Annotated in this window: 24 protein-coding genes; 9 read left to right on the top strand and 15 right to left on the bottom strand. The window is 46.9% G+C overall.

Annotated elements, in window-relative coordinates:
- Positions 1-474, top strand: a 474-nt coding sequence (locus C5684_RS00510; RefSeq protein ID WP_158650154.1) for an outer membrane beta-barrel protein, incomplete at its 5' end; no start/stop codon positions are given.
- Here the strand turns inward: C5684_RS00510 and C5684_RS00505 are convergent.
- Both C5684_RS00505 and C5684_RS00500 read right to left on the bottom strand, forming a co-directional pair.
- Positions 475-672, bottom strand: coding sequence for a hypothetical protein (locus C5684_RS00505; RefSeq protein WP_104639075.1), 198 nt, complete (start codon positions 670-672; stop codon positions 475-477).
- 53 nt (positions 673-725) lie between these two features.
- A complete protein-coding gene (locus tag C5684_RS00500) occupies positions 726-1,301 on the bottom strand; it encodes a DedA family protein (protein WP_104639074.1) in 576 nt (191 codons plus the stop codon).
- A 54-nt stretch (positions 1,302-1,355) separates the two neighbouring features.
- Between C5684_RS00500 and C5684_RS00495 the strand changes: the two genes are divergently transcribed.
- Genes C5684_RS00495 through C5684_RS00485 form a run of 3 tightly spaced genes read left to right on the top strand, consistent with a single transcriptional unit; the run spans position 1,356 to position 3,377 of the window.
- Positions 1,356-2,171, top strand: a complete 816-nt coding sequence (locus C5684_RS00495) for a flagellar hook-basal body protein (protein WP_104628796.1) — start codon at positions 1,356-1,358, stop codon at positions 2,169-2,171.
- A 46-nt stretch (positions 2,172-2,217) separates the two neighbouring features.
- Positions 2,218-2,868: an outer membrane protein gene (locus C5684_RS00490; protein ID WP_104639073.1), complete on the top strand. Its 651-nt coding sequence runs from the start codon at positions 2,218-2,220 to the stop codon at positions 2,866-2,868.
- A gap of 2 nt (positions 2,869-2,870) precedes the next feature.
- Positions 2,871-3,377 (top strand): DUF4149 domain-containing protein, encoded by a 507-nt coding sequence (locus C5684_RS00485; RefSeq protein WP_104639072.1) that lies wholly within the window; start codon positions 2,871-2,873, stop codon positions 3,375-3,377.
- Here C5684_RS00485 and fliP read toward each other — a convergent pair.
- Positions 3,361-4,098 carry a flagellar type III secretion system pore protein FliP gene (gene fliP, locus C5684_RS00480; RefSeq protein WP_233704221.1) on the bottom strand — a complete coding sequence of 246 codons (738 nt, stop codon included), beginning with the start codon at positions 4,096-4,098 and terminating at the stop codon, positions 3,361-3,363. The two genes, C5684_RS00485 and fliP, sit on opposite strands and share 17 nt — an antisense overlap.
- Before the next feature lie 104 nt (positions 4,099-4,202).
- On the opposite strand from fliP, the gene glmU reads away from it, so the two are divergent.
- From glmU to C5684_RS00455, 5 genes are all read left to right on the top strand, one after another.
- Positions 4,203-5,519, top strand: a complete 1,317-nt coding sequence (glmU, locus tag C5684_RS00475) for a bifunctional UDP-N-acetylglucosamine diphosphorylase/glucosamine-1-phosphate N-acetyltransferase GlmU (protein WP_104639071.1) — start codon at positions 4,203-4,205, stop codon at positions 5,517-5,519.
- Positions 5,516-6,580, top strand: coding sequence for a lipid-A-disaccharide synthase (gene lpxB, locus C5684_RS00470; protein ID WP_104639070.1), 1,065 nt, complete (start codon positions 5,516-5,518; stop codon positions 6,578-6,580). The genes glmU and lpxB overlap by 4 nt, the downstream gene beginning before the upstream one ends.
- Entirely contained in the window at positions 6,573-7,442 is an 870-nt protein-coding gene (locus tag C5684_RS00465; RefSeq protein WP_233708603.1) for an outer membrane protein, read from the top strand. Before lpxB ends, C5684_RS00465 begins: the two co-directional genes overlap by 8 nt.
- A gap of 20 nt (positions 7,443-7,462) precedes the next feature.
- Positions 7,463-7,723 (top strand): hypothetical protein, encoded by a 261-nt coding sequence (locus tag C5684_RS09230; protein WP_199764448.1) that lies wholly within the window; start codon positions 7,463-7,465, stop codon positions 7,721-7,723.
- Between the two features lie 145 nt (positions 7,724-7,868).
- A complete protein-coding gene (locus C5684_RS00455; protein ID WP_104639069.1) occupies positions 7,869-8,735 on the top strand; it encodes a glycosyltransferase family 4 protein in 867 nt (288 codons plus the stop codon).
- A gap of 39 nt (positions 8,736-8,774) precedes the next feature.
- Here the strand turns inward: C5684_RS00455 and C5684_RS00450 are convergent, their stop codons facing one another.
- Genes C5684_RS00450 through trpE form a run of 12 tightly spaced genes read right to left on the bottom strand, consistent with a single transcriptional unit; the run spans position 8,775 to position 20,881 of the window.
- Positions 8,775-9,134: a hypothetical protein gene (locus C5684_RS00450; protein ID WP_233708602.1), complete on the bottom strand. Its 360-nt coding sequence runs from the start codon at positions 9,132-9,134 to the stop codon at positions 8,775-8,777.
- 36 nt (positions 9,135-9,170) lie between these two features.
- Positions 9,171-10,772 (bottom strand): LeoA/HP0731 family dynamin-like GTPase, encoded by a 1,602-nt coding sequence (locus C5684_RS00445; protein WP_104639068.1) that lies wholly within the window; start codon positions 10,770-10,772, stop codon positions 9,171-9,173.
- Complete coding sequence (locus tag C5684_RS00440) at positions 10,772-12,235, bottom strand: hypothetical protein (RefSeq protein WP_233708601.1); 1,464 nt, start codon at positions 12,233-12,235, stop codon at positions 10,772-10,774. Before C5684_RS00440 ends, C5684_RS00445 begins: the two co-directional genes overlap by 1 nt.
- Positions 12,132-12,623, bottom strand: coding sequence for a hypothetical protein (locus C5684_RS00435; protein ID WP_104639067.1), 492 nt, complete (start codon positions 12,621-12,623; stop codon positions 12,132-12,134). Before C5684_RS00435 ends, C5684_RS00440 begins: the two co-directional genes overlap by 104 nt.
- An 8-nt stretch (positions 12,624-12,631) precedes the next feature.
- Positions 12,632-12,754: a hypothetical protein gene (locus tag C5684_RS09640; RefSeq protein ID WP_006018620.1), complete on the bottom strand. Its 123-nt coding sequence runs from the start codon at positions 12,752-12,754 to the stop codon at positions 12,632-12,634.
- A gap of 60 nt (positions 12,755-12,814) precedes the next feature.
- Positions 12,815-14,446, bottom strand: coding sequence for an alpha-keto acid decarboxylase family protein (locus C5684_RS00430; RefSeq protein ID WP_104639066.1), 1,632 nt, complete (start codon positions 14,444-14,446; stop codon positions 12,815-12,817).
- Between the two features lie 26 nt (positions 14,447-14,472).
- Complete coding sequence (gene trpA / locus C5684_RS00425) at positions 14,473-15,267, bottom strand: tryptophan synthase subunit alpha (protein ID WP_104639065.1); 795 nt, start codon at positions 15,265-15,267, stop codon at positions 14,473-14,475.
- Positions 15,264-16,448, bottom strand: a complete 1,185-nt coding sequence (trpB, locus tag C5684_RS00420) for a tryptophan synthase subunit beta (protein ID WP_104639064.1) — start codon at positions 16,446-16,448, stop codon at positions 15,264-15,266. Before trpB ends, trpA begins: the two co-directional genes overlap by 4 nt.
- Complete coding sequence (gene trpCF / locus C5684_RS00415) at positions 16,448-17,806, bottom strand: bifunctional indole-3-glycerol-phosphate synthase TrpC/phosphoribosylanthranilate isomerase TrpF (RefSeq protein WP_104639063.1); 1,359 nt, start codon at positions 17,804-17,806, stop codon at positions 16,448-16,450. The genes trpB and trpCF overlap by 1 nt, the downstream gene beginning before the upstream one ends.
- The gene (trpD, locus tag C5684_RS00410) at positions 17,799-18,794 is read right to left on the bottom strand and encodes an anthranilate phosphoribosyltransferase (RefSeq protein WP_104639062.1); all 996 of its coding nucleotides are present in this window, start codon (positions 18,792-18,794) and stop codon (positions 17,799-17,801) included. The genes trpCF and trpD overlap by 8 nt, the downstream gene beginning before the upstream one ends.
- Positions 18,787-19,377 carry an aminodeoxychorismate/anthranilate synthase component II gene (locus C5684_RS00405; protein ID WP_013890815.1) on the bottom strand — a complete coding sequence of 197 codons (591 nt, stop codon included), beginning with the start codon at positions 19,375-19,377 and terminating at the stop codon, positions 18,787-18,789. The genes trpD and C5684_RS00405 overlap by 8 nt, the downstream gene beginning before the upstream one ends.
- 1 nt (position 19,378) lies before the next feature.
- On the bottom strand, positions 19,379-20,881 hold the full coding sequence (gene trpE / locus C5684_RS00400; RefSeq protein ID WP_104639061.1) for an anthranilate synthase component I: 1,503 nt from the start codon (positions 20,879-20,881) through the stop codon (positions 19,379-19,381).
- Positions 20,882-21,014 lie beyond the last annotated feature (133 nt).

Here is a 21,014-nt window from a genome sequence, read left to right as displayed (position 1 = left end):
CAAAAATACTTCACCCCCTTTTTTGGCGTATCCTACTATGGCTATTTTGGATACCGCTACCTCTACATGCAACGCTACAACCAATCCAACCTCATGGACACCAACCGCTACAGCTTGGGCTTTGGCGTGAATGCCCTCACCAATTTTTACAGCAAGATTCGCAAAGCCCCCAATGGGCGGGTTAAAATCCAAGCCTATGGAGTCTTTGGGGGGTTGCTCACCACTTTTAATATTTTAAGCGTGCATTTTTTACAAGATCAAGCCCAAGTGCGCACCGATGCCAATATCAACGCTGTTATGGGCTTGAGCGTGCGAGTCAATCAATTTAAATGGAGTTTGGGGGTGCGTATCCCCTTGATTGAGAGAAGACAAAACCTAGACATCCGCAACAAGGACGGACAAGAAGGGATATTAACTTTTATTGATAGCTACAAAAACCCGCAATTTTTCTTGGATTTTACACGGATTTTTTAGCTACTCCACTTGCTTGGGCTCTCCATTGTCGGGGCATTCATCTTGGGGTTGGGGGTTGGGGTTGGTAAGAGTTTTAGGCTCTTTTTTAGTGGGGCTGGCACATTGTGATGGATTTTGGGCTTGGGGTTTAGGACCTGCAGAAGGGGCACCACAGCCAGCCAAAATCATTAACGCAGATAGCAAGAACACTCTTTTCATGGACTCTCCTTGTCAAAATAGGTTTATTCTACCCCGCTAGGCGTAATCTTTGCTTAATGGCGTTTGCGGCTTAGTCTGGCAATCCAAACATACAACGCAACAATGAGGAGCACAAATCCAAGGGGCACTAAATAAGAATACCCGCTCATGCGATCCATCAAAGCCCCAATCCAAGCACTCGCATAAAAAGCCAACAAGCCTAAAACAAGTGCCCAAAGCACACAGGCAAGGGCATTGAGCCACAGAAACTTTTTAAGGCTGTATTTACTAAAGCCAATGGCTAGGGGCACAATGGTTTTTACCCCATAGAGGTATTTATTAAAAAAGATGAGCCATAGCCCGTATTTGTAAATCCACACATGCACCAGAGCAAATTTACGGCGGTGCTTAACCAAATAGGCGCGTAATTCCTTTTTTTGATAACGCCCTAAGAGCATTAATAAGCTCGTCCCCACCGCATTCCCCAATCCTGCCACAACCATGCTCTTAACCAAATCCATATGCCCCATTGAGCTTAAAATAGCCGCCACCACAATCCCCACATACCCACTCCCCAGCGAATAAAAGAACAATAACAAGTAACCCCAAGTGCTAAAGAGGGTTTGGAAATGTTGGATCGTCTCTTGCAAACTTATCCTTCTTTTTAAGCTATAATAGCACAATTAAAAGAATAGGAGTTTTGCATGACAAATGGTTACTATGCAGCAACGGGGGGCATGGTTAGTGAGTTTAACCGCTTAGATCAGATCTCTAATAATTTAGCCAACCTCAACACCGCCGGGTTTAAACGCGATGATGTGGTGGTGGGCGACTTTTTGCGTTTGTATCAAAATTACCGCGATAAATTGCCCCTACCCGATCAAACTAAGCAGGCTGCGCAGTATTTGAATCGCAATTTAAACCGCGTCCCCATCATCGTAGAGAGTTACACCGATTACAGCTTAGGTCCTATGGCAAAAACAGATAACCCGTTAGATTTTGCTCTAAGCGATCCCAATGCCTATTTTGCCGTGCAAACCCCCCAAGGGGTTGCCTATACCCGTGATGGGAGTTTCACCATTGATTCTCAAGGCTTTTTGAGCACTAAAGAGGGCTACCATGTCCTTAGCCGTGGGGGGCTTGAGAGTGGCACAGGGATTCAAATGCTCCCGGGAGCGGGGTTTAGTGTGGGGCCTACTGGGGATGTTTATTTTAGAGATGGGAATGAAGAGGTGCCCGGGGGGGCGTTGGCGGTGGTGGGCTTTCAAAGCCAAAAACTCTTAAAAAAAGTGGGCAATAATCTTTATACCTACCCTCAAGATCGCACCCATGAACGGGTGGAGCTCAACGCACCCGTTGTGCGCCAGAATTTTTTAGAAAAGAGCAATGTTAATGCCGTTATTGAGATGACGCGTTTGATTGAGGCGAATCGCTTGGTGGATATGTATTCTAAAGTGTTACGCACGCACATGGACGACATGCATGCTGAGGCGATTAGCAAATTGGCGGTGAGAGCTTAAAGGTTATCCAAATTGTTCGATCTGCAAAAAAGATTGGGGGTTTTGCATGTACTCTAAGCGTTTTTTAAATTGGGTTTTAGGGATGGGGGCTTTGGTGGGTGGTTTGCAAGCCGAGCAGAGTGCGGCTTTTGTGGGTGTGATGTATGAGGTGGGGGCATCCACCTTTAAAGCCCGCCTGCATGGTCAAGATTTGTCTAAAGGTCCCAGCCGCAGTGCGATCACGCAGGGCGTGGGAATCCATGTGGGTTACAACCAGCTTTTTGGGCAAAAGGGCTGGATTGGCTTGCGCTATTATGGCTTTTATAACTGGGGGCTCACTAATTTTGGCAACTTTGTTTCTAACAACAATATCAATTTTGGCAAGAACACTTTTAACCTTTCTGGTTATGGTGTGGGGCTTGATTTGCTCCTCAATTTATTCACGGGGGATAATTTTAATCTGGGTGTCTTTGGGGGCTTGGCGGTGGGGGGCAATACTTGGACAGCTAGCCAAGTGAATAAAACCCAATTCCAATGGATGGTCAATGCGGGCGTGCGTTTGGTGATCGCACGGCATAGTGCCATCCAATTTGGGGTGAAAATCCCCATGATGCGTGCTTCCTATGCCTCGCACCCCAATGGCACGGAGTTTTATAACACCGATATTTATCTCAAGCGCGACTGGGCTTTCACCGCCGCTTATTATTTTCTCTTTTAGCCATGCTAGTGCGTTTGTGGGGGGTCTTCTTCTTATTGTTGCTGGGTGTGGGTGTGGGGGTTGTGGCTTTTTCGGGTATGGGCGTGGCTCCCGTGGTTTTTAAATCCCCCACAATCTTATCTTATCTAGCCATGACCCCCTATGATGCGGGTTTGTTAATGGGGCGTATTTTTGTCAAAGCCAACATGTTTTTAAATCTTTTGGCGGTGGTGCTTTTCTTAGATGTGTTGGTGCTCTTTGCGATCAAAAGGCTTAAATCCGTCCCCCTCGTGTTGGTCTTAGCCCACATTTTAAATATCGCCTTCATCTTTTTATTCAGTTTATACTACACGCCTGCCATTCTCAAAGCCCAAGCTCAGGGGCGTTTTTACACCACAACCAAAGAATTTATGGAGTTACACGCCCAAAGCGAATTGCTTTTTAAAGCCTTGTTTGTGCTGCTCTGCTTCTCATTTCTCTACCGCGCTTTTACCCTCATCCCCAAACCCCGCGCTAAGAGATATGTTTAAAGCTAGCGACTAGATTTTCTACTAGTAGATTAAATCCATCAACCAAAATAAACACCAAGATTTTAAAGGGCAAGGAGATCATCACCGGGGGCAACATCATCATCCCCATCGCCATTAAAATGGAGCTAACCACCATATCAATCACCAAAAAGGGCAAATAAAGCAAAAAGCCAATCTGAAACGCCGTTTTAAGCTCACTGATCATAAAGGCAGGCACGAGCACGCTTAAGGGGACGGCACTGGGGGTTTTGGGGTTTTCTAAGTGGCGGATTCTAAAAAAGAGGGCTAAATCCTTTTCACGGGTGTTTTTGAGCATGAATTCTTTAAAGGGCACAATGCCGATCTCAAAGGCTTGGGTGTAGGAAATCTTTTGGGCTAAATAGGGTTTAATGGCGGTGTCATAACTCTTTTTAGCAGCGGGCTCCATGATAAAAAAGGTCAAAATCAAGGCTAGAGAGACCAAAATTTGTGTGGGGGGGGTTTGTTGCGTGCCCAGTGCCGTGCGTAAAAAAGAAAACACCACCAAAATGCGGATAAAGCTTGTCATCACCAAGATCAAGGAGGGGGCGAGCACCAAGAGGGTCAGCACCAACACGACATTTAAAGTCGTTACTAACTGCTCTGGGGTGTGGGGCGCGCTCAAAGAGAGATTGATTGTAGGGATAATGGGATCTTTTGGAAGAGCTGGGTCAGCTCCAAACAATAAAGAGAACGCCAACACAGCCCAACAGAAAATCAGCCTAAACACACAAGACCTTTAAAGGGGTGGGATCAAAAACTTTTAAGTATAATAGTATGGATGTTAAAAACGCCTAAAGGGAGAAAATGGCTCTATCAGTTGTGATTTTGGCAGCCGGGGAGGGCAAACGCATGCGCTCTAGCCTACCCAAAGTGCTACACAAAATTTGCGGGCAGGAGATGTTAGCCCATGTGATCCAAACCGCCTTAGAAGTGAGCGATGATTTACACATCATCTTATACCACCAACATGAACGCATCATCCAAATGATTAAGGAGCGTTTTAGCGCATACGGGGATCAAATCCATATCCACCTCCAAGATCACGCCCGCTATCCGGGCACGGGGGGCGCGCTTTTAGATCATGGCAAGCCTTTAGCCACCAACCACCCCCGCTTACTTATTCTCAATGCTGACATGCCCTTGATCAACAAACAAGCCCTAGAGCCTTTTTTAGAAAGTGGGGCAGACAATGCGATCGGGGTTTTTAGCCTAGAAAATAAAGAGGGTTATGGGCGGGTTGTGATCGCAGATCAGCAAGTGCAAGCCATTATTGAACAAAAAGATGCCAACACGCAAGAATTAGAGATCGATACCTTGAATGCCGGGGTGTATCTCTTTAGCCGAGCATTTTTACAAGAGTTTTTACCCAAGCTAGATTGTAACAACGCCCAAAAGGAATACTACCTAACCCAGCTTGTTAGACTGGGTGGTCGCGATCACACCATCACGCCTATTTTTGTTAATCCTAAAGCCTTTTTGGGGGTTAATTCCCAACAAGAACTCGCCCACGCCCAAGATCAGATGTTAGAGAGGTTGCGTCAAGAGGCGATGGCTGCAGGCGTGCAAATGCAAATGCCCCACACGATCTACCTAGAAAAACAAGTGCGCTTTGAGGGGCTTTGTATCTTAGAACAGGGCGTGCGCTTGGTGGGGGATTGTCTGCTCAAAGATGCCCATATCAAAGCCCATAGCGTGATCGAGGCAAGCCAGATTGAAAATAGCCATATTGGTCCGCTAGCCCATGTGCGCCCCAAATGCCACATCAGCGATAGCCATATTGGTAACTTTGTTGAAACCAAGAACGCCCGCTTAAAAGGCGTGAAAGCCGGGCATTTGAGCTATTTAGGCGATTGTGAGATTGATACGGGCACTAACATCGGTGCGGGCGTGATCACTTGCAATTATGATGGCAAGACTAAGCATAAAACCACCATCGGTAAAAATGTCTTTATTGGGAGTGATACCCAGCTACTTGCCCCCCTGAATATCCCCGATCATGTGATTATCGGGGCGGGGAGCACCATTAGCCAGCCCATCCAAGAGGGCGATTTAGTGTTAAGCCGCCCCCCCCAAACCAACAAAGCCGGCGGGTATCACCGCTTTTTTGGAGAAAAGCTGTGAAAGTCCTTGTGAGTGCCCTAGAAGTGAGCTCTAATGTGCATTTGCAAGCTTTGCGGGGGCATTTAAGCGGTGTGGAGTGGCTAGGCATTTATGAGCCCCTAGAACCCCAAGACAAGCCCTTACTCAGTCCCAAGTCCTTTAGCGTGATGGGCTTTAAGGAGGTCTTGAAGCGCTTGCTATTTTTTTACAAGGCTTTAAAAGCGATGGTGGAACTCTCCAAGCAAGCCGATTTGATTTTGCTAATGGACTCCAGCTCTTTTAACATCCCCCTAGCCAAACGCATTAAAAAAATCACGCCCAACAAGCCCATCATTTACTACATCCTCCCCCAAGTGTGGGCGTGGAAGGCTTACCGCGCGCCCATCATTGAAGCTAATTGCGACAAATTAGCAGCTATTTTGCCCTTTGAGCTCCAATTTTACAAGAGCAAAGCCACCTTTGTAGGGCATCCGCTGTTAGATGAAATCGCCTACCAAAAGAGCAGCCCGCAAGGGGAGGGCGTGGTCTTTATGCCCGGGAGCCGCAAGCAAGAGATCCGCACGATGTTCCCCATTTTTGTAGAGGTCGCCAAACAAATCCCTGAAAAGCATATTCTGGTCGTGCCCAAAAGTTTGCAAGGCGCAGATTTAAGGGCATTGTATGGGGATGGTTTAGACATGTTTGAAATCTCCTATGACACGCATAAAAGCCTGTATGAATGCGCCTTTGCCTTCATTTGTAGCGGGACAGCCACCCTAGAGGCGACCCTGATTGGCACGCCTTTTGTGTTGGGCTACAAGGCAAGACCCCTAGATTTTTTCATCGCTAAAAATTTAGTCAAACTCACTTGCATTGGGCTAGCCAATATCTTTTATAATGCCCTGCATAATGAACGCCCCGGGCGGGGGAAAACCATGCTACACACCGAGCTGGTCCAAGAGAGCTTGAATGCAACCAACTTATTAGAAATTTATCACAGCATGGATCGCCAACGCTTTTTTGAGCAATCCCAAAAAATCCGCACTTACTTAGCCCATGGCAGTGCCTCTATGGTGGCAGACTGGATCAAGGCTTATGCGTAAGCTAGGCTTAGTGTTGGTGGTGGGGGCTATGTTTTTAAATGCCGAAAAAAACGGGGCTTTTGTGGGCGGGGGGTTTGAGTATTCTTATTTTAACAGCATTTATAAGCAAAATGTAACGGGCTTTTTGATCCAAGATTTGCGCTATCATATTTCCTTTAGCATGCCCGGCAGGAGTTACCCCACCCAAATTTACAAAGGCAATCTTTACGGGGGCAATTTGCAAGCGGGCTACAAACAATTTTTTGGCTACAAAAAACGATTTGGTTTGCGTTACTACGGCTTTTTTAGCGTACAAGGGGGGGATTATGCCTACAGGGCACAAATTGGCTTTAATGCCCGCACCCAAAAACCCATTTATGCCCCAGCCACCCAACCCTCTATTAATTTTTTCTATGGCGCAGGCGTGGATTTCCTGTATAACTTCTATGAAAAGGGGCATTGGGGTTATGGGCTCTTTGGGGGGGTGATGATTGGGGGGAGTAGCTGGCTGATGGATAAAAGCTATGCCAAAAATAAATGCCAATATCTAGCCCTAGATGCTAATTTTATGCCCATTGAGTGCATCAGCATGGAGGATTTTTACCAAAATGCCTATAAAAAGTCCAAAAACCCCAAAGAGGGCTACAGCGCGCATTTTAACCCCACTTATATACAGGTGATTGTGAATGTGGGCTTTAGGTTCCACTTTAAGCACCAAGGCTTTGAGCTAGGCGTGCGCATCCCCACCATTAATGACCCCTACTTCCAAGCCACCAACACAAAAGTTAATGGCTATCTTAAGATCGCTGGTCCGGGTTCTCAAGAGAGTTACACCCTAAGGCGGGTGGTGAGTGCATATGTGAATTATGTCTATGGGTTTTAAACTACACATTTGGAGGTTTTTTGAAAAAGATTGTTGTTAATGCTTCGATTCTTCTATATGATTTGACAGGTCTTGGGTATTACACGCTGACCTTGATTAAAGCCCTCGAAAAACACTTTGAGAATAGGGACGATGTCAGCATACAGCTGGTTGTTAAGGATGGGCTGTATCATCTCAATTTGTTTAATAACCCAACATTATGGCGTGCCCCAATGCTCTTTGATAATTTGGAAGATTTGGAAAAATTCCGCTCTCTCTCTCTCTCTCTCTCTCTCTGCTAAGCCATCTGAACAACCACTAACGCAACACACCAAAACGCCCGCCCGGGCTGGGTTTTCCCAATTTTTCAAAAATCTTTTAAGAACATTGCGGGACCTGTTGCCACAAAAATTTTATTTATTTTTAAGATATAAGCTGGTGTGGAATATGTTATTTAGGTGCAACAAAGCCCCTTGTAATCAAACCTTTGATCTCTACATTGAACCGGGTTTTATGGCTCTTCCCCTTAGGGCTAGAAAAATCTTGGGCACTATCCATGACCTGCCTTTGTGCGATCCAAAGGCATGGTGTTTGTCTGATGAAGATCGGGCGCGGTGGGCACACTATGTTTATCCGCGGATGTCTGCTTACACAGAAGTGATCACCATTAGCCAATCCACAAAATCAGATATCCTGAAAACCTTTGGATTTGCAGAATCTAGGGTGCATGTGATCTACCATGGGGTGCGGGAATACAAGGGTAGTTACGCCAATTTACCCCCTAACTTGGGAGAATTTATTTTGGTCGTGGGGGCTGGATCGCCACGCAAGAATGCTAAAAATTTGATCGCGGCGTTTAAACTCTTGCCCCAAGCATTGCAACAGCGTTTTAAGGTGGTGTTGGCAGGACCTGGTATCAACACCGACCATTTAGGAATCAAATCAGAAGACTTTTTGATCAACTTGGGCCACATCTCCGATGCGCTGTTGCAAACCCTCTATGCCAACGCCCGACTTTTATGGTTTGGGAGTTGGGCGGAGGGTTTTGGTTTGCCCATGGTAGAGGCCATGCAGGCTCAATGTGTCATCCTGACCAGCCATCTCTCATGCATGCCCGAAATCTTAGGCGATGCGGGTTTTTATTGCAACCCTTACGATGTCCAAGACATCGCCAGGCAATTAGAAGTTGCTTTGGTAGATGAGGTCTTGAGAAAACAATGCATAGAAAAGGGCTTGGAGCGGATCAAAAAGTTTGATTTAAGAGAGAGCATGCAAAAACACATGGCAATTATAGAAAGAATGTTAGGGGACTAAGCTAGAAGGGGTCGATTCTAATAGTCCACACAAAAATTGCTAGAAACCCCACCACAAGCCCGCAATGAAAAAAAGCAGAGTGCCCATAGCGATCAAAAGATGTAAGAGGTCTTTATGGGCAAAGAGCAAGAAGAATGATAGCCCAAGGGCGATATAAATAGATAGGAAGTTGCCCTCTTGAAAATAGGAAAAAATCAATAAAGCAAGGGCGATCAAAAGCGAGATCAAGCCACCATCAAAGAATATAAAACGCACAAGGCAAACCAGTAGCGTGGTATTCAGAGCAGACCAAAAAACGCCCCTAATAAAACCATGTGTTTTGATATTGCCCACGACATAGCCCACCAACCCCACCACAACAAAGCCCATGATCGATAAAGTGATCAAGTTTGCCAGCACGGGCTTTCACCTATCTTAGGACCAAAGCAACACCCATCATGCTTCTATGGTCTTGCCATGCGCTATCCAATCCTCCAGTGTTTTTTGACGCTCCTTTGAAGACTTAATCTCATTTTTAAGATTGATAATGGCTAGATTCAAGTCTTCATAAGCTTCAAGACCTTTTTGGTAAAACTGGCCAATGATTTTAAACACATCTTCTTTGACCTTTTCCACCTCAGCCCTTAGCTCTTTCTTATCCTCCTCCAACTCTGATTTCTTAATCCCTTCCCAAATCCGCTCAATAGTTTCCAGCACAATAGTTACAGCACCTAAAATAGCCGTAACTCTGCTCAAGGCTTTTGCCCCCAAGCCCAAGCCCTCAAGCATACCCGTTAGCATGCTGGCTGCGCCAGTAGCGGTTCCTGTCCCGGTAAAATACTTGACACCCTTTAGGATTTTCTCAAAATCGCTTGCCTCTGTCTCAAATTTGGTTGCGATGGACGCAAATTCCACATCGATGATTGCTTTTTCTTGGTTGAATTTTTCCTCAATGGTGTTTTTAAGGACGCTACCTCCCGCCCCAATCCACCTTTCCAAAAACGCCTTAATATTATTCAAGCCCGTTTCCTCAAGATTCTCCAACAAGCGGTTGAAGTGATCGGCAAAAAACGCCTCTAAGCTCTCTTTGCTAGTCTCTATGTTCTGTTTGAGCTCCCCTAAATCTGCAGACATCTTTGCATGTGTTTCTTGCAAAGCCCCAATCTCTACACCGATCTTTTCTAGTATGCCTTGCCCCTTTTTTAAGCAAGGGTGCAACAAATCGCTTAAAACGCTTTTTTGGGCTTTTAAAATCAAGCTCTCAACCCCACCATTGGCTGCAATTTTTGCCTCAGTGGCTTTTTGCAACGATTCAATGTGTGAATAGCGGTGGAACTCCTCTAGGTGTTCAAGCCAATATTCCACGCCCCTATCATGTGGGTTGGCCGCCACCGCCACAATGTCCAAACTCTTAGCTTGTTCCTCATCTAATCCGATCATCTCTTGCAAGCGCCCACGCACATTCTCTTGTTTGATCTCCAAATGGTGTTTGTAGTCCCCCTCATCTTTGAGATCTGCCACTTTATCAAATTTACTGAGCACAAACACGCTTCTGGGCAAGAGATCGAGCTCCTTAAATAGCCAACACAATTCCTCTTTGTGGCTCTCCTTGATGGGATTAGTTGGGTTTATCACATACAGGATCAAATGCGCTTGACTCAAATACTTTTCGGTGATTTTCTGATACTCTTGGGCTTCACCACCGCTATATTTTTCTTTAAACCCAAAGAGACCGGGTGTATCCACCAGCTGGATACACCCCTTTGCGTCATAGACATCAATTTGATCGGAAGATTCTTCATGGGCAATTTTCATGTGGGATCTGTCTAAGTTCTCTAACCAAGCTGCCGCAATGGAAGTTTTACCCTCAGAAAACCCCCCAACAAGCACCACTTTTAATTTGCCATGTTGTTTGGCGTGTTCGATCTTTTCTTCCCAGCCCCCCTCAACCAATTTAACCTGCATGGACTTTTCAATCCCCAAACCCTCCTTGATGAAGTCTAAGAGCCGATCTAAGATTTGCCCCTTTTGTTGGAGTGTCTCTAGTGTCTCTTGCATTATCTTCTCCCCCTTAGTTGGAGTTTCCCAGCTCGCTTATCTAAACTCATGGCAATGTTGCGTAAAGTCTTGTACCCCTCTTCTCTTTGGATCAAAACGCCCTCTAGGTTTTTAATGATCCCCTCTATCACACCCTCTAGTTCATGCCCGATATTTTCAAGAAAATCTTTGATCCTGCCTTCTATGTGGCGAATCTTCTCATCCAAGTCCTTGTTAAAAGCCTTGCGTTGCTCTTTTTTCTTAAAGTCGCTATCAAAAAACTTGCGTGTCGCATTGTAGAGCAAGAGTGCCGTAGCGCCCATGCCAATCCACCCAGCCGGATTCCAAAAATTGAGCAAATCAAACATGAGTAACCCCCCAATAGTCGCCCCAGCACCCCCTAACTTCCACCAATCAATCCCGCTATCTGTGTCAAACTCTTGATCTTGGTGATGCCCTAAATACACTTCCCCACTTTCAACCGATTCGGCTAAGTGGTTAAAATCTGCCATGACTGCCCTTACATCCTCTTCAAATGCTTGGAGACGCGATTTAACTTTTTGGGTGGAAACATCACCAAATTTATCAAACTGCTCTCTCAAGACTTTATTGGCTTCTTCCCCAAATTTTCCATCGCTGACATCTAGTTTAATGTAGCCATATACGACATCCTCGCTGGCACTTTTAAAACCTTGAAGGGCTTGGCCCATCTCTCTTGCTAAAAATGCACGCGTTCTTCTGGGCAACAATCTAAGTTCAGAGATTCTAGCGGGCATTTGTTCCCTAAGCTGATTATTTTTATCCAACATGGCTTGGGCACTTTGGTGCAAATCCCCAGCACATGCCATCAAGATTTGGGAGGTCTTGTGGCATCTGTCTTGATAAATGATCTCTGCTTGTGTGTCCCCTATCTCCTTGATTAATTGGCACAACACATCTAAATTACTCTGCTTTAAAAGTTCTGGTGTGCTGTATTCTTTCAAGAATCTTTGTTGCGTGCGCCAAGTGTGTGAAAACTGACTCCCCCCGCCCTCTTTAAAGTCGTCCTCTTGCCACAGACACGTGGCTAATGCCAAGAACGCCGCTTGGGCGCGCACGACTTGGTGCCCTTGATAGCAAGACCCCAAAGCCTCTTGTATCCTAGCATCTGCTTGTTTTAAGGCATGTTCCTCATCATCTTGGATCAAAGGCTCTTGCAAGCTTTCCGGACTGCCTGCACCCTTATTGTAGAAAAAATAAACCCGGCTTTGATCGTTTAAGTAGCTCTTGATTTTGGCTAGCGTGCCCTTTTCTGGGGAACACTCTCGATTAACATAAAAAATGACATGGGCTTGTAAAAGCGCCTTTTCAATCTGCCCCCTAACCTTTGCCTCTTGCCCTTCAATCCCAGGGACATCTAATAGAGTGAAAGAGGTTTGTTCCCCCCCCCCCCCGCCGGGTAAAATGATAGGGGGTAAAGTCTTTGGTGAAATCGGTCCTCCCATCCCCAATGATCGCCCCATCAGCCAAGCCTAAACTTTGCTCTTGCTCTCTAGGGCTGAGTGTTTTAAAATGCGATCGCACCTTTTTAAAGGACGCTTGCTGTTGGAGCTTACTCTCTTCCTTGAAGAAAAGGCGTAAGGTTTCAATGAGCGTGGATTTGCCCGCATTGGTTTCACCAAAGAAGGCGATCACAACCTCTGCCCTGCCCTCTTGCTCTAGGTCTGCCATGCACCTTAGGCTTTTGGCTTTGTGTGCCTCAAAATCCACGCACCTTTTTGCCAACCACTGCCCAAAGACCTTGTGCTCTTCTAGATCGTTAAATGCCTCTGTCGCCCTTTGCAAATCCTCTCTAGCACAATCAAGCTGTGCTTTTACACCACTGGGTAACATTGCCAACCTCAGTCAGCTGAGTCTTGGATTATTTCTTTGATCAAGACATACGCCCCATACCCCAACAATCCAAAAATTGTATAACAATAAAGGACTCGTTGCTGGCGGTCGCCTAAAAAGGGAATATTCATGTAACCTCCTTATCGTAAGTCCAAAAATCCTAACTTTATTTTACTTAAAATTTTCTTAATTTAAATCTGTGCCCCAAATAACGCCCCCAATTTTTTTAACAAAATGGGCGCATCGTTTTTATCCATGCATGCTTCAATCAGGGCGAGCTTAGAATTCTGCTGGGCAACACAGAGCGCCTCTCTGAGCCCTGCCACACTGGAAACCTGAAAACTCACCACCTCTCTAGCCAAATGGACATCAAAAAAACTTGCCAGCTTGGAATAATGCCACATGTTGATGTGGTTGTATTGGCGTGTGGGCCCATGGATACAACGCTCCACCGTGTAGCCATCATTATTGATCACAATGATAATGGGCGTGATATTCTCTCTGAGCATGGTGGAGAGTTCTTGGGCGACCAGCTGGAAGGACCCATCACCAATGAGCAAGATATGCCGCCGATCAGGGCTGGCTAAAGCAGTGCCCAGCAGTGCCCCAAAAGTATAGCCAATCGATCCCCACAGAGGCTGGCCAATAAAACTCACCCCGCTGGGCAAAACCATAGAGATCGCGCCAAAAAATGAAGTCCCTTGTTCGGCAATCAAGACATCATGGGGGCGTAAGTATTCTTGAATGATTTTAAAAAACTTATCTTGGGTGAGCTTGCCATTTAAATGGGGAGTCTTGGGGTGTGTCTCTTTAGGGAAACTGGCTTGGAACTTGAGCTGGGCTAGGGCTTTGAGGACATCTTGCATTAAAATATCATCGTAGGTTTTTTCCCCAATTTGGCTATAAAAGGGGTGGATTTGGATAGAAAGGTGGTGCTCACGAATATAATGAAAGCCCGCTGTGAGCGAGTCGGTCAGCTTGACCCCAACCAAAATAGCGCAATCTGCATGCTTCATCAAAGAAGAAACCCTAGCATCGCTCAGAATGCCATTATAAACACCGATAAAATTAGGGTGGGTTTCATCAAAGACCCCCTTACCCATTGCCAATGAAACGATGGGTAAATTCACCGCCTCTATAAAGCGTGTGAGTTCTTGGTTGAACTGGTAGCGATTGACCTCATAATCAGCCATCACAACTTGGGATTTGGATTTGCTTAATAATTCTTGAGCGTCCTTTAAAAAGGCGTTTAAAATCTTGGGATCACTCTTGGCAACAAGGGGAGAGGGGGCGTAAGTTTCAATGGGGATATGCGTTACATCGACAGGCAGACCAATATAAACGGGTTTTTTGTGCAAAAAGCACTCCCCCAAAACCCGATCGATCTCACTTTGGGCGTTTTGCTTATTTAAAATGGTTTGGGCAACGCTCACTTCTGCATACATATTATAAAACTTCAAAAACTCCCCATCGCCCAAAGTGTGGTGCACCAGCTTACGGCTATGGACAACCCCCCTAGAGGGCATCCCCACAATTTTCACCACCGGCACGCTCTCGGCATAAGAACCCGCAATGCCATTAATGGCGCTGAGTTCCCCCACCCCAAAGGTCGTGAGCAATGCCCCCATTGATTTTAAGCGTGCATAGCCATCAGCAGCATAGGAGGCATTGAGCTCGTTACAATTCCCCACCCATTGTATATGGGGGTCATCTTCTATCAAATCCAAAAATGCTAAATTATAATCCCCGGGGACTCCAAAGAGATGTTGGACTCCATAACTTTTCAGACGATCCAAGAGGTATTGCCCGATTGTGGTTTGCATGTTGATCCTTTGGCAAGAAACTAAAACTAACTCTCCCCCACCATCTGCGCCACAAACTCCCTTAAGCGTGCCAGCATGCTAGGAGGGTGCTCCAAATTTTGGGCGATGATCTGCACAACAGCCGAACCACAGATCACCCCATCAGCCCCCATGCTCAAAGCACTTTGCACATGGGAGGGCTGTGAAATCCCAAAGCCCAACAAGCAAGGGGTGAGGCTGATCTTTTTGAGCGTGTGTAGAATGTGCTGGGGGGTGGTGGCTAGGTGCTCTTGTGTGCCTGTTACCCCTGCACGGGCGAGAACATACACAAAGGTAGGGCAATTCTTGGCGATGTGCTCTAAATGCTCTGGGCTGGCATTGGGGGTGGCTAAAAAAACCGGGGCGATGGCGTGTTGGTGGGCTGCTTTGATAAATTCCGCACTCTCACACAAGGGCACATCGGCAATTAGCACGCTATCCACCCCGCTTTTTGCGCATGCGGCATAAAAGCGATCCACCCCAAAGCGCACGATCAAATTGGCATAGACTAGCAAGCCGATTGGGATATTGGGCGCAAGGTTACGCACACGCTCTAAGAGTTCAAAATTAGCCGCCATGTTCGCCCAACGCAACGCGCGCAAATTGCCCTCTTGAATCACGGGCCCATCAGCTATGGGGTCAGAAAAGGCAAAACCTAATTCTAATGCGCTCACGCCCGTATCGATGAGGGTTTTGAGAATCTCAAAGCTCAGATCATAGCTAGGATCGCCCAAAGTGACAAAGGGCACAAAGGCGGGTTTATTGGCTGTTTTGAGAGCCTTAAAAACGGGGGCGTATCTCATGATCTAGCCTTTAGTGCCTCTTGCACACTTTGCAAATCTTTATCCCCCCGCCCGCTCAAATTCACCACGATCACGCGTTCTTGATCCTCTTTGGCTAGCTTGAGCGCATAGGCTAGAGCATGCGCGCTCTCCAAAGCGGGGATAATGCCCTCATGTCTGCTTAAAGCCACAAACGCCTCTAATGCCTCTTGATCGCTAATGCCCACATAGCTAGCCCGCCCGCTTTGTTTCAAATAGCTATGTTCCGGACCCACGCCCGGATAATCTAGCCCGGCTGAAATGCTATGACTCTCTATGATCTGCCCTTGTTCATCTTGTAAAATATAGGTCTTGCTCCCATGCAAAATCCCCATGCTCCCACGACACAGCACCGCACCATGTTTGCCACTCTCTAGCCCCAAACCAGCAGGCTCAACCCCCACTAACTGCACTTGGCTATCCTCTAAAAAGGCAGAAAACATCCCAATTGCGTTAGACCCTCCACCCACGCATGCGATCACCACATGGGGCAGCCGTCCTTCTTGCTCTAAGATTTGCGCTTTGCTCTCTGATCCGATCATGCTTTGGAAATGTTTAACCATTTTAGGGTAGGGGTGTGGGCCAGCGGCTGTGCCTAAGAGATAATGCGTGGTAGGATAAGAGTTTGCCCAATCCCTTAGTGCCTCATTGATCGCATCTTTGAGGCTAGCCGATCCGGTGCTCACCGGGACCACCCGTGCGCCCATTAACTCCATGCGGAAGACATTGGGGGCTTGGCGTTCTATATCCTTTGCGCCCATATAAATCACGCATTCTAAATCTAAAAGCGCACAAGCTAGGGCGGTGGCGACCCCGTGCTGCCCTGCTCCGGTTTCAGCGATGATGCGTTTTTTACCCATTTTCTTAGCCAAGAGGGCTTGCCCTAGGGCTTGGTTGCTCTTGTGCGCGCCCCCGTGCAATAAATCCTCTCGTTTGAGATAAAGCCTAACTTTGGGGTTAGAAATGAGGTTTTTAACCCGTGTTAGAGGCGTGGGGCGGCCCAAAAAGTGGGTTAAAAGAGTGCTAAACTGGGCTTGAAAATCCAAATCGTGCAAGCACGCCTGAAACGCCTCCTCTAGCTGAGCTAAGGGGGGGATCAAGATTTCAGGCACAAAGAGCCCGCCAAAAGCCCCAAAATACGCTTCTTTATTTTGTGTAACCATCAATACTCCCGCAAGATTTGGGCTAGTTGCTTGATCTTAGAGGGGCTTTTTTTACCCGGTGCGATCTCTGCCCCTGAATTAATATCCAGCCCCACAGCCCCCACCCGTAGGGCTTTTTTGAGATTATTAGGGTTTAAGCCCCCGGCTAGCATAAAGGGGCTAGGGGCATGCGCTAAAACCCCCCAATTAAAGGCAACGCCATTCCCCCCGGCACGCACACCCTGACTATCATATAAAATCAAATCCGCCCCCAAGTCTTGCGCCTTTAGCGTGCTTGCTTGCGGATTAACGCGCACCACCTGCCACACCGGGCATTCTAGGGCTTGTTTTAACAATGCAACTTGGTCGGCATTGTAATCCCCATGCAACTGCACGGCTTTTAAATTAAGCTGGTAGGCTCTTTTGATGATGGTTTTAATGTTGGCATGCACAAACACCCCCACAAAGTCCAGTTGGGGCACTTTTTTAACCAGCTTGCTAGCCTTTTTGGGGCTAATGTAACGCGGGGAGTTGGGATCAAAGATGAGCCCGCCATAGATAAAGCCGTTTTTGTGTGCTTTTTTAGCATCCCTAACACGCCTAAGCCCACAGATTTTATTTTCCCCCAAAATGAGCTTTTGGCATGCCTTTTTTAAGTTACCTTGTGCCATTAAAGAACTCCCCACCAAAAACCCATCCACATGCGGACATAGCTTTTTAATGTCGCTATGGGTGTTGATCCCCGATTCGCTAATGATTGTTATGCCCTTGGGGATCAAGGGTTGGAGGCGTAGGGTCGTGTTTAAATCCACCTGTAAGGTTTTTAAATCCCGATTGTTAATCCCAATGATGGACGCACCCAAGTTTAACGCCCGCTTGGCTTGGGATTCATTATTGACCTCCGTTAAGATCGCCATGCCCAGCGATTTAGCCAACTTGGCTAGCTGGGTGTAAGTGGAGTCCTCTAGCACGCTTAACATCAATAGAATCGCATCTGCTCCCATGTGGCGGGCTAGCAAGATTTGGAAGGGCTCTAAGATAAAATCCTTGCATAAAAGGGGCTTGGTGGTGAGTGTGGAGGCTAGTTTTAAATTCTCATAAGAGCCTTGAAAATGCGCCTTATCGGTTAAAACAGATAAACAAGTGGCGTATTTGTCATAAATTTTGACAATTTGGGGCAGATCAAAGTTGGGGCAAATTAAGCCCTTAGAGGGGGAGGCTTTTTTGCACTCCAAAATAAAACTGGTGCGCTTCTCTTGTAGCGCCTTGTGGAAATCCCGTGTGCTAGGCTTTAGGGTCTTGGGGATAGAAAAGCGCATTTTGAGGGCTTGGATCTCCTCTCTTTTGCGCTCTAAGATTTGTTGGAGGTGATTAGGCATGGCTAATTGTAACGATCTTTTGTAAATGCTGGTAGCCCTTTTGGCTATGCATTTGCTCTAGGCTTAAAGCCGTGCCCTCTTTGAGATCGCCTGCCAACCCGCTTAAAACCAACAACGCCCCACTATTAGCCGCAATGATCGCCCTGTGTGCCTCCTGCCCCCTGCCTTGCAAGACCTCTAAACACACTTGCGCGCTATATTCTAAATTAGGGCTTATCATCTGTTCTAAAGCATAGGTTTGCAACCCAAAATCTTGGGGGCTTAGGGCGTATTCTAAAAGCCTGCCCCCTTGCAACTCGCACACTTGGATTTCTCCATGCAAGGCAATTTCATCTACGCCCGCCGTATGCACCACCATCGCCCTAGGCACGCCCAATTTTTTAAGCACGCTAGCTAGGGGCAGGCATAGACTCTTGTCATAAACCCCCAAGAGTTGCGCACTTAAAGGCAAGGGATTAAGCAGAGGTCCTAGCAGATTAAACAAGGTGCGCACTTTGAGTTCTTTACGGATAGGGGCAATTTTGGCAAAACTAGGGTAGTAAAAGGGGGCAAATAAAAAGGCAAAGTTGGTTTTTTCTAGGCAGTTTTTGAGCTGTGCGGGGCGCATTTGGGTATTCACGCCCAAAGCCTCCAATAAATCCGCACTCCCGCTACCCGATGCGCTCTTATTGCCATGTTTTGCCATTTTCACGCCCATGGACGCACACAATAACGCGCTGATCGTGCTGATATTGATGCTAGACGCACCATCCCCACCCGTCCCGCAATTATCTACAAAACTCCCGGCAATGCCCGGTAGGTTGGTTTTAAGTGCGATGGTGGCACTGGCAATCTCTTGGGGGCTCTCGGGTTTCATCTTTAGGGCGATCAAAATCGCGCCCAACATGGCAGGACTGATGTTGCCCTCAAAAATGGCAGATAAGAAACATTGCATTTGTTTTGGGCTTAAATCTTGGTGCTGGCAGAGGGTGGCTAAAATCTCAGTCATGGCTATTTTTTTGCAAAAATTCCAAGCTTTGTTTTAAAAGCCGTGTGCCTTGCGTGCTCATAATGCTCTCTGGGTGGAACTGGTAGGCTAGGGCATTATCCTTAGCACAATAAATCCCCATCACCATGCCCTCATAATGGGCGATCACCTCCAAACAAGGGGGTAAATTGCTCGCCACCAAAGAATGGTAACGCCCCACTTGCAAACTTTCCCCCAAGCCCTCAAAGGGCTCAAAGGGTTCTAGAAGTATGCGGCTACTCTTGCCATGCATGATCTCTGGGCTTTGGATAATGTCCGCCCCATAACTTTGGGCTAGGGCTTGCAAGCCCAAACACACGCCCAAAATGCCAAAATGCCCCCGCACCTTAGCAATCAAGGGCAAGAGTCGCCCCGAGTGCGCTGGATCGCCCGGTCCGGGTGAGATCAACAACAAGGGCTTTTGCTTTTCTTTTGCCATGCGCTCAAAAAGCAAGCCCTCAGCCAAATCGTTACGATAAACCACCACGCTATGCCCCAAACTCTCCAACTCATAGACCAAATTATAAGTAAAGGAGTCAAAATTATCAATCAAGTAAATTTTCATGCTAACTTCTTTGGATCGCCTCAATCACCGATTGCGCCTTAGCCCGACTCTCAGCGATCTCAGCCTTAACATCGCTTTCTAGCACAATGCCCGCCCCGGCTTGGACAATGGCGCGCCCCTCTTGCACGAATGCCGATCGGATCACAATGCAAGTGTCCATCGAACCATCTAAGCCCAAATACCCCATCGAGCCCCCATAAGACCCACGCCTCTTGCCCTCCAAAGCGGCGATGAGCTTGAGCGCGGCAATTTTGGGCGCACCGCTGAGTGTGCCCGCATTCATAAAACTTCTATAGGCATGCAAAGCGTCTAACCCACTTTTAAGTTCGCCTTGCACCGCCGAGCACAAATGCATCACATGGGCGTATTTTTCCACCTTTAAAAGTTTATTGACAAAGCGGGTGTTGGGTTTAGCCACCCTTGCGATGTCATTGCGCGCCAAATCCAAAAGCATAACATGCTCGGCGCGCTCTTTAGAATCGCTTTGCAAATCCAACTCTAGGCGGTTATCCAAATCCAAATCCAGCGATCCATCGGGCTTTTTGCCCCTAGGGCGTGTCCCAGCGATGGGGTAAATTTGGGCGGTGTTGGTGCTTGAGTCGTATTTGAGTGCGCTCTCAGGGCTAGCCCCAAAGAGCACCCATTCAGGCGTGCGCATGTAAAACATATAGGGGCTGGGGTTTTGCACTTTGAGGTGGTGATACGCACTCAGGCTATCCAAACATTCTAGGTAAAAACTGCGCGCGATCACGGCTTGGAAAATCTCGCCCCTTTTAAGTTCCTCTTTAAGTTTTAGCACCCTTTTTCCAAAAAGTTCATCATCACAATCGGTGCTGACATTTTTATTAGGCGTGTGTGGGGGGGGGTTAAAATCTGTGGGGGTGTTTGTGGCTAGTTGTTTTAAATGCGCCACCTCTGCTTGAATCTGATCTTGTAACTGGGGATCAAAGCATGTCCCTAAAATCTGCGTGCTTTTCTCTAGGTGGTTGATCACGACCAAGTTTTGTGCCACATAAAAGAGAAAATCAGGTGCGCTGTTATCCTGCACGCTCAAAAGGGGCAGATTTTCAAAATAAGCGATGAAATCAAAGGAAAATAACCCGGCACAAAAGAGGGCTAGGGGGTGCTTGTGCTTGCCTTTAAAGGGTGTAAAAATAGCCCTCAGGGCATCTAGGGGGCTAGGTCTTTGTAATTTGCTAAATTCATCGGCATAAGTGTGATCTTTGGGGTAATGCAAATGAATGCTTTGTCCCGCAAGGGGCGTGTTTAATGTGATTGCCAAATCTTGCAACAAGGCTAAACCATTGGCATTCAAGGCATGCATGCTAACCCGATCGTGATGGCAGATAATCTTAACGCATGCTTGAGCTAGGATCAGCGATTGGGTGTGGTGCTTGTTTTCTGCTTGTGCGCTTTCTAATAAAAGCGTATTGGGCTGGCATAGGGGCGCATAAAAAGCCAACGGGTGGGCGATATAGGGGGCGCTTTCTTGGATACTGATCAAGGCTTGCCTTTAGAGTGTCATCAGTCTCTATTTTAACACAATAGGAACAACTTATGCTTGATTAGATTAAAAAAGGACTTTCATGGCAAGTGTATCACCCATTAAGCATGCCCCCTTGTCCGCACCCAAAATC

The sequence above is a fragment of the Helicobacter bizzozeronii genome, from assembly GCF_900196775.1.
GTDB classification, from domain to species: Bacteria; Campylobacterota; Campylobacteria; order Campylobacterales; family Helicobacteraceae; genus Helicobacter; species Helicobacter bizzozeronii.
Note: the sequence above shows the minus strand (reverse complement) of the source record. Positions and strands in the feature narration are given on the sequence as shown.

What these genes read in the sequence shown, in the direction of transcription:
- C5684_RS00495 (WP_104628796.1), top strand. Translation starts at nt 1,356, where the DNA reads ATGACAAATGGTTACTATGCAGCAACGGGGGGCATGGTTAGTGAGTTT.
- trpD (WP_104639062.1), bottom strand. Translation starts at nt 18,794, where the DNA reads ATGACTGAGATTTTAGCCACCCTCTGCCAGCACCAAGATTTAAGCCCA.
- trpCF (WP_104639063.1), bottom strand. Translation starts at nt 17,806, where the DNA reads ATGCCTAATCACCTCCAACAAATCTTAGAGCGCAAAAGAGAGGAGATC.
- C5684_RS00405 (WP_013890815.1), bottom strand. Translation starts at nt 19,377, where the DNA reads ATGAAAATTTACTTGATTGATAATTTTGACTCCTTTACTTATAATTTG.
- C5684_RS00435 (WP_104639067.1), bottom strand. Translation starts at nt 12,623, where the DNA reads ATGTTACCCAGTGGTGTAAAAGCACAGCTTGATTGTGCTAGAGAGGAT.
- C5684_RS00440 (WP_233708601.1), bottom strand. Translation starts at nt 12,235, where the DNA reads ATGGGAGGACCGATTTCACCAAAGACTTTACCCCCTATCATTTTACCC.
- C5684_RS00430 (WP_104639066.1), bottom strand. Translation starts at nt 14,446, where the DNA reads ATGCAAACCACAATCGGGCAATACCTCTTGGATCGTCTGAAAAGTTAT.
- C5684_RS00455 (WP_104639069.1), top strand. Translation starts at nt 7,869, where the DNA reads ATGTTATTTAGGTGCAACAAAGCCCCTTGTAATCAAACCTTTGATCTC.
- trpA (WP_104639065.1), bottom strand. Translation starts at nt 15,267, where the DNA reads ATGAGATACGCCCCCGTTTTTAAGGCTCTCAAAACAGCCAATAAACCC.
- C5684_RS00485 (WP_104639072.1), top strand. Translation starts at nt 2,871, where the DNA reads ATGCTAGTGCGTTTGTGGGGGGTCTTCTTCTTATTGTTGCTGGGTGTG.
- C5684_RS00490 (WP_104639073.1), top strand. Translation starts at nt 2,218, where the DNA reads ATGTACTCTAAGCGTTTTTTAAATTGGGTTTTAGGGATGGGGGCTTTG.
- C5684_RS09640 (WP_006018620.1), bottom strand. Translation starts at nt 12,754, where the DNA reads ATGAATATTCCCTTTTTAGGCGACCGCCAGCAACGAGTCCTTTATTGT.
- glmU (WP_104639071.1), top strand. Translation starts at nt 4,203, where the DNA reads ATGGCTCTATCAGTTGTGATTTTGGCAGCCGGGGAGGGCAAACGCATG.
- C5684_RS00505 (WP_104639075.1), bottom strand. Translation starts at nt 672, where the DNA reads ATGAAAAGAGTGTTCTTGCTATCTGCGTTAATGATTTTGGCTGGCTGT.
- C5684_RS00465 (WP_233708603.1), top strand. Translation starts at nt 6,573, where the DNA reads ATGCGTAAGCTAGGCTTAGTGTTGGTGGTGGGGGCTATGTTTTTAAAT.
- C5684_RS00445 (WP_104639068.1), bottom strand. Translation starts at nt 10,772, where the DNA reads ATGCAAGAGACACTAGAGACACTCCAACAAAAGGGGCAAATCTTAGAT.
- trpB (WP_104639064.1), bottom strand. Translation starts at nt 16,448, where the DNA reads ATGGTTACACAAAATAAAGAAGCGTATTTTGGGGCTTTTGGCGGGCTC.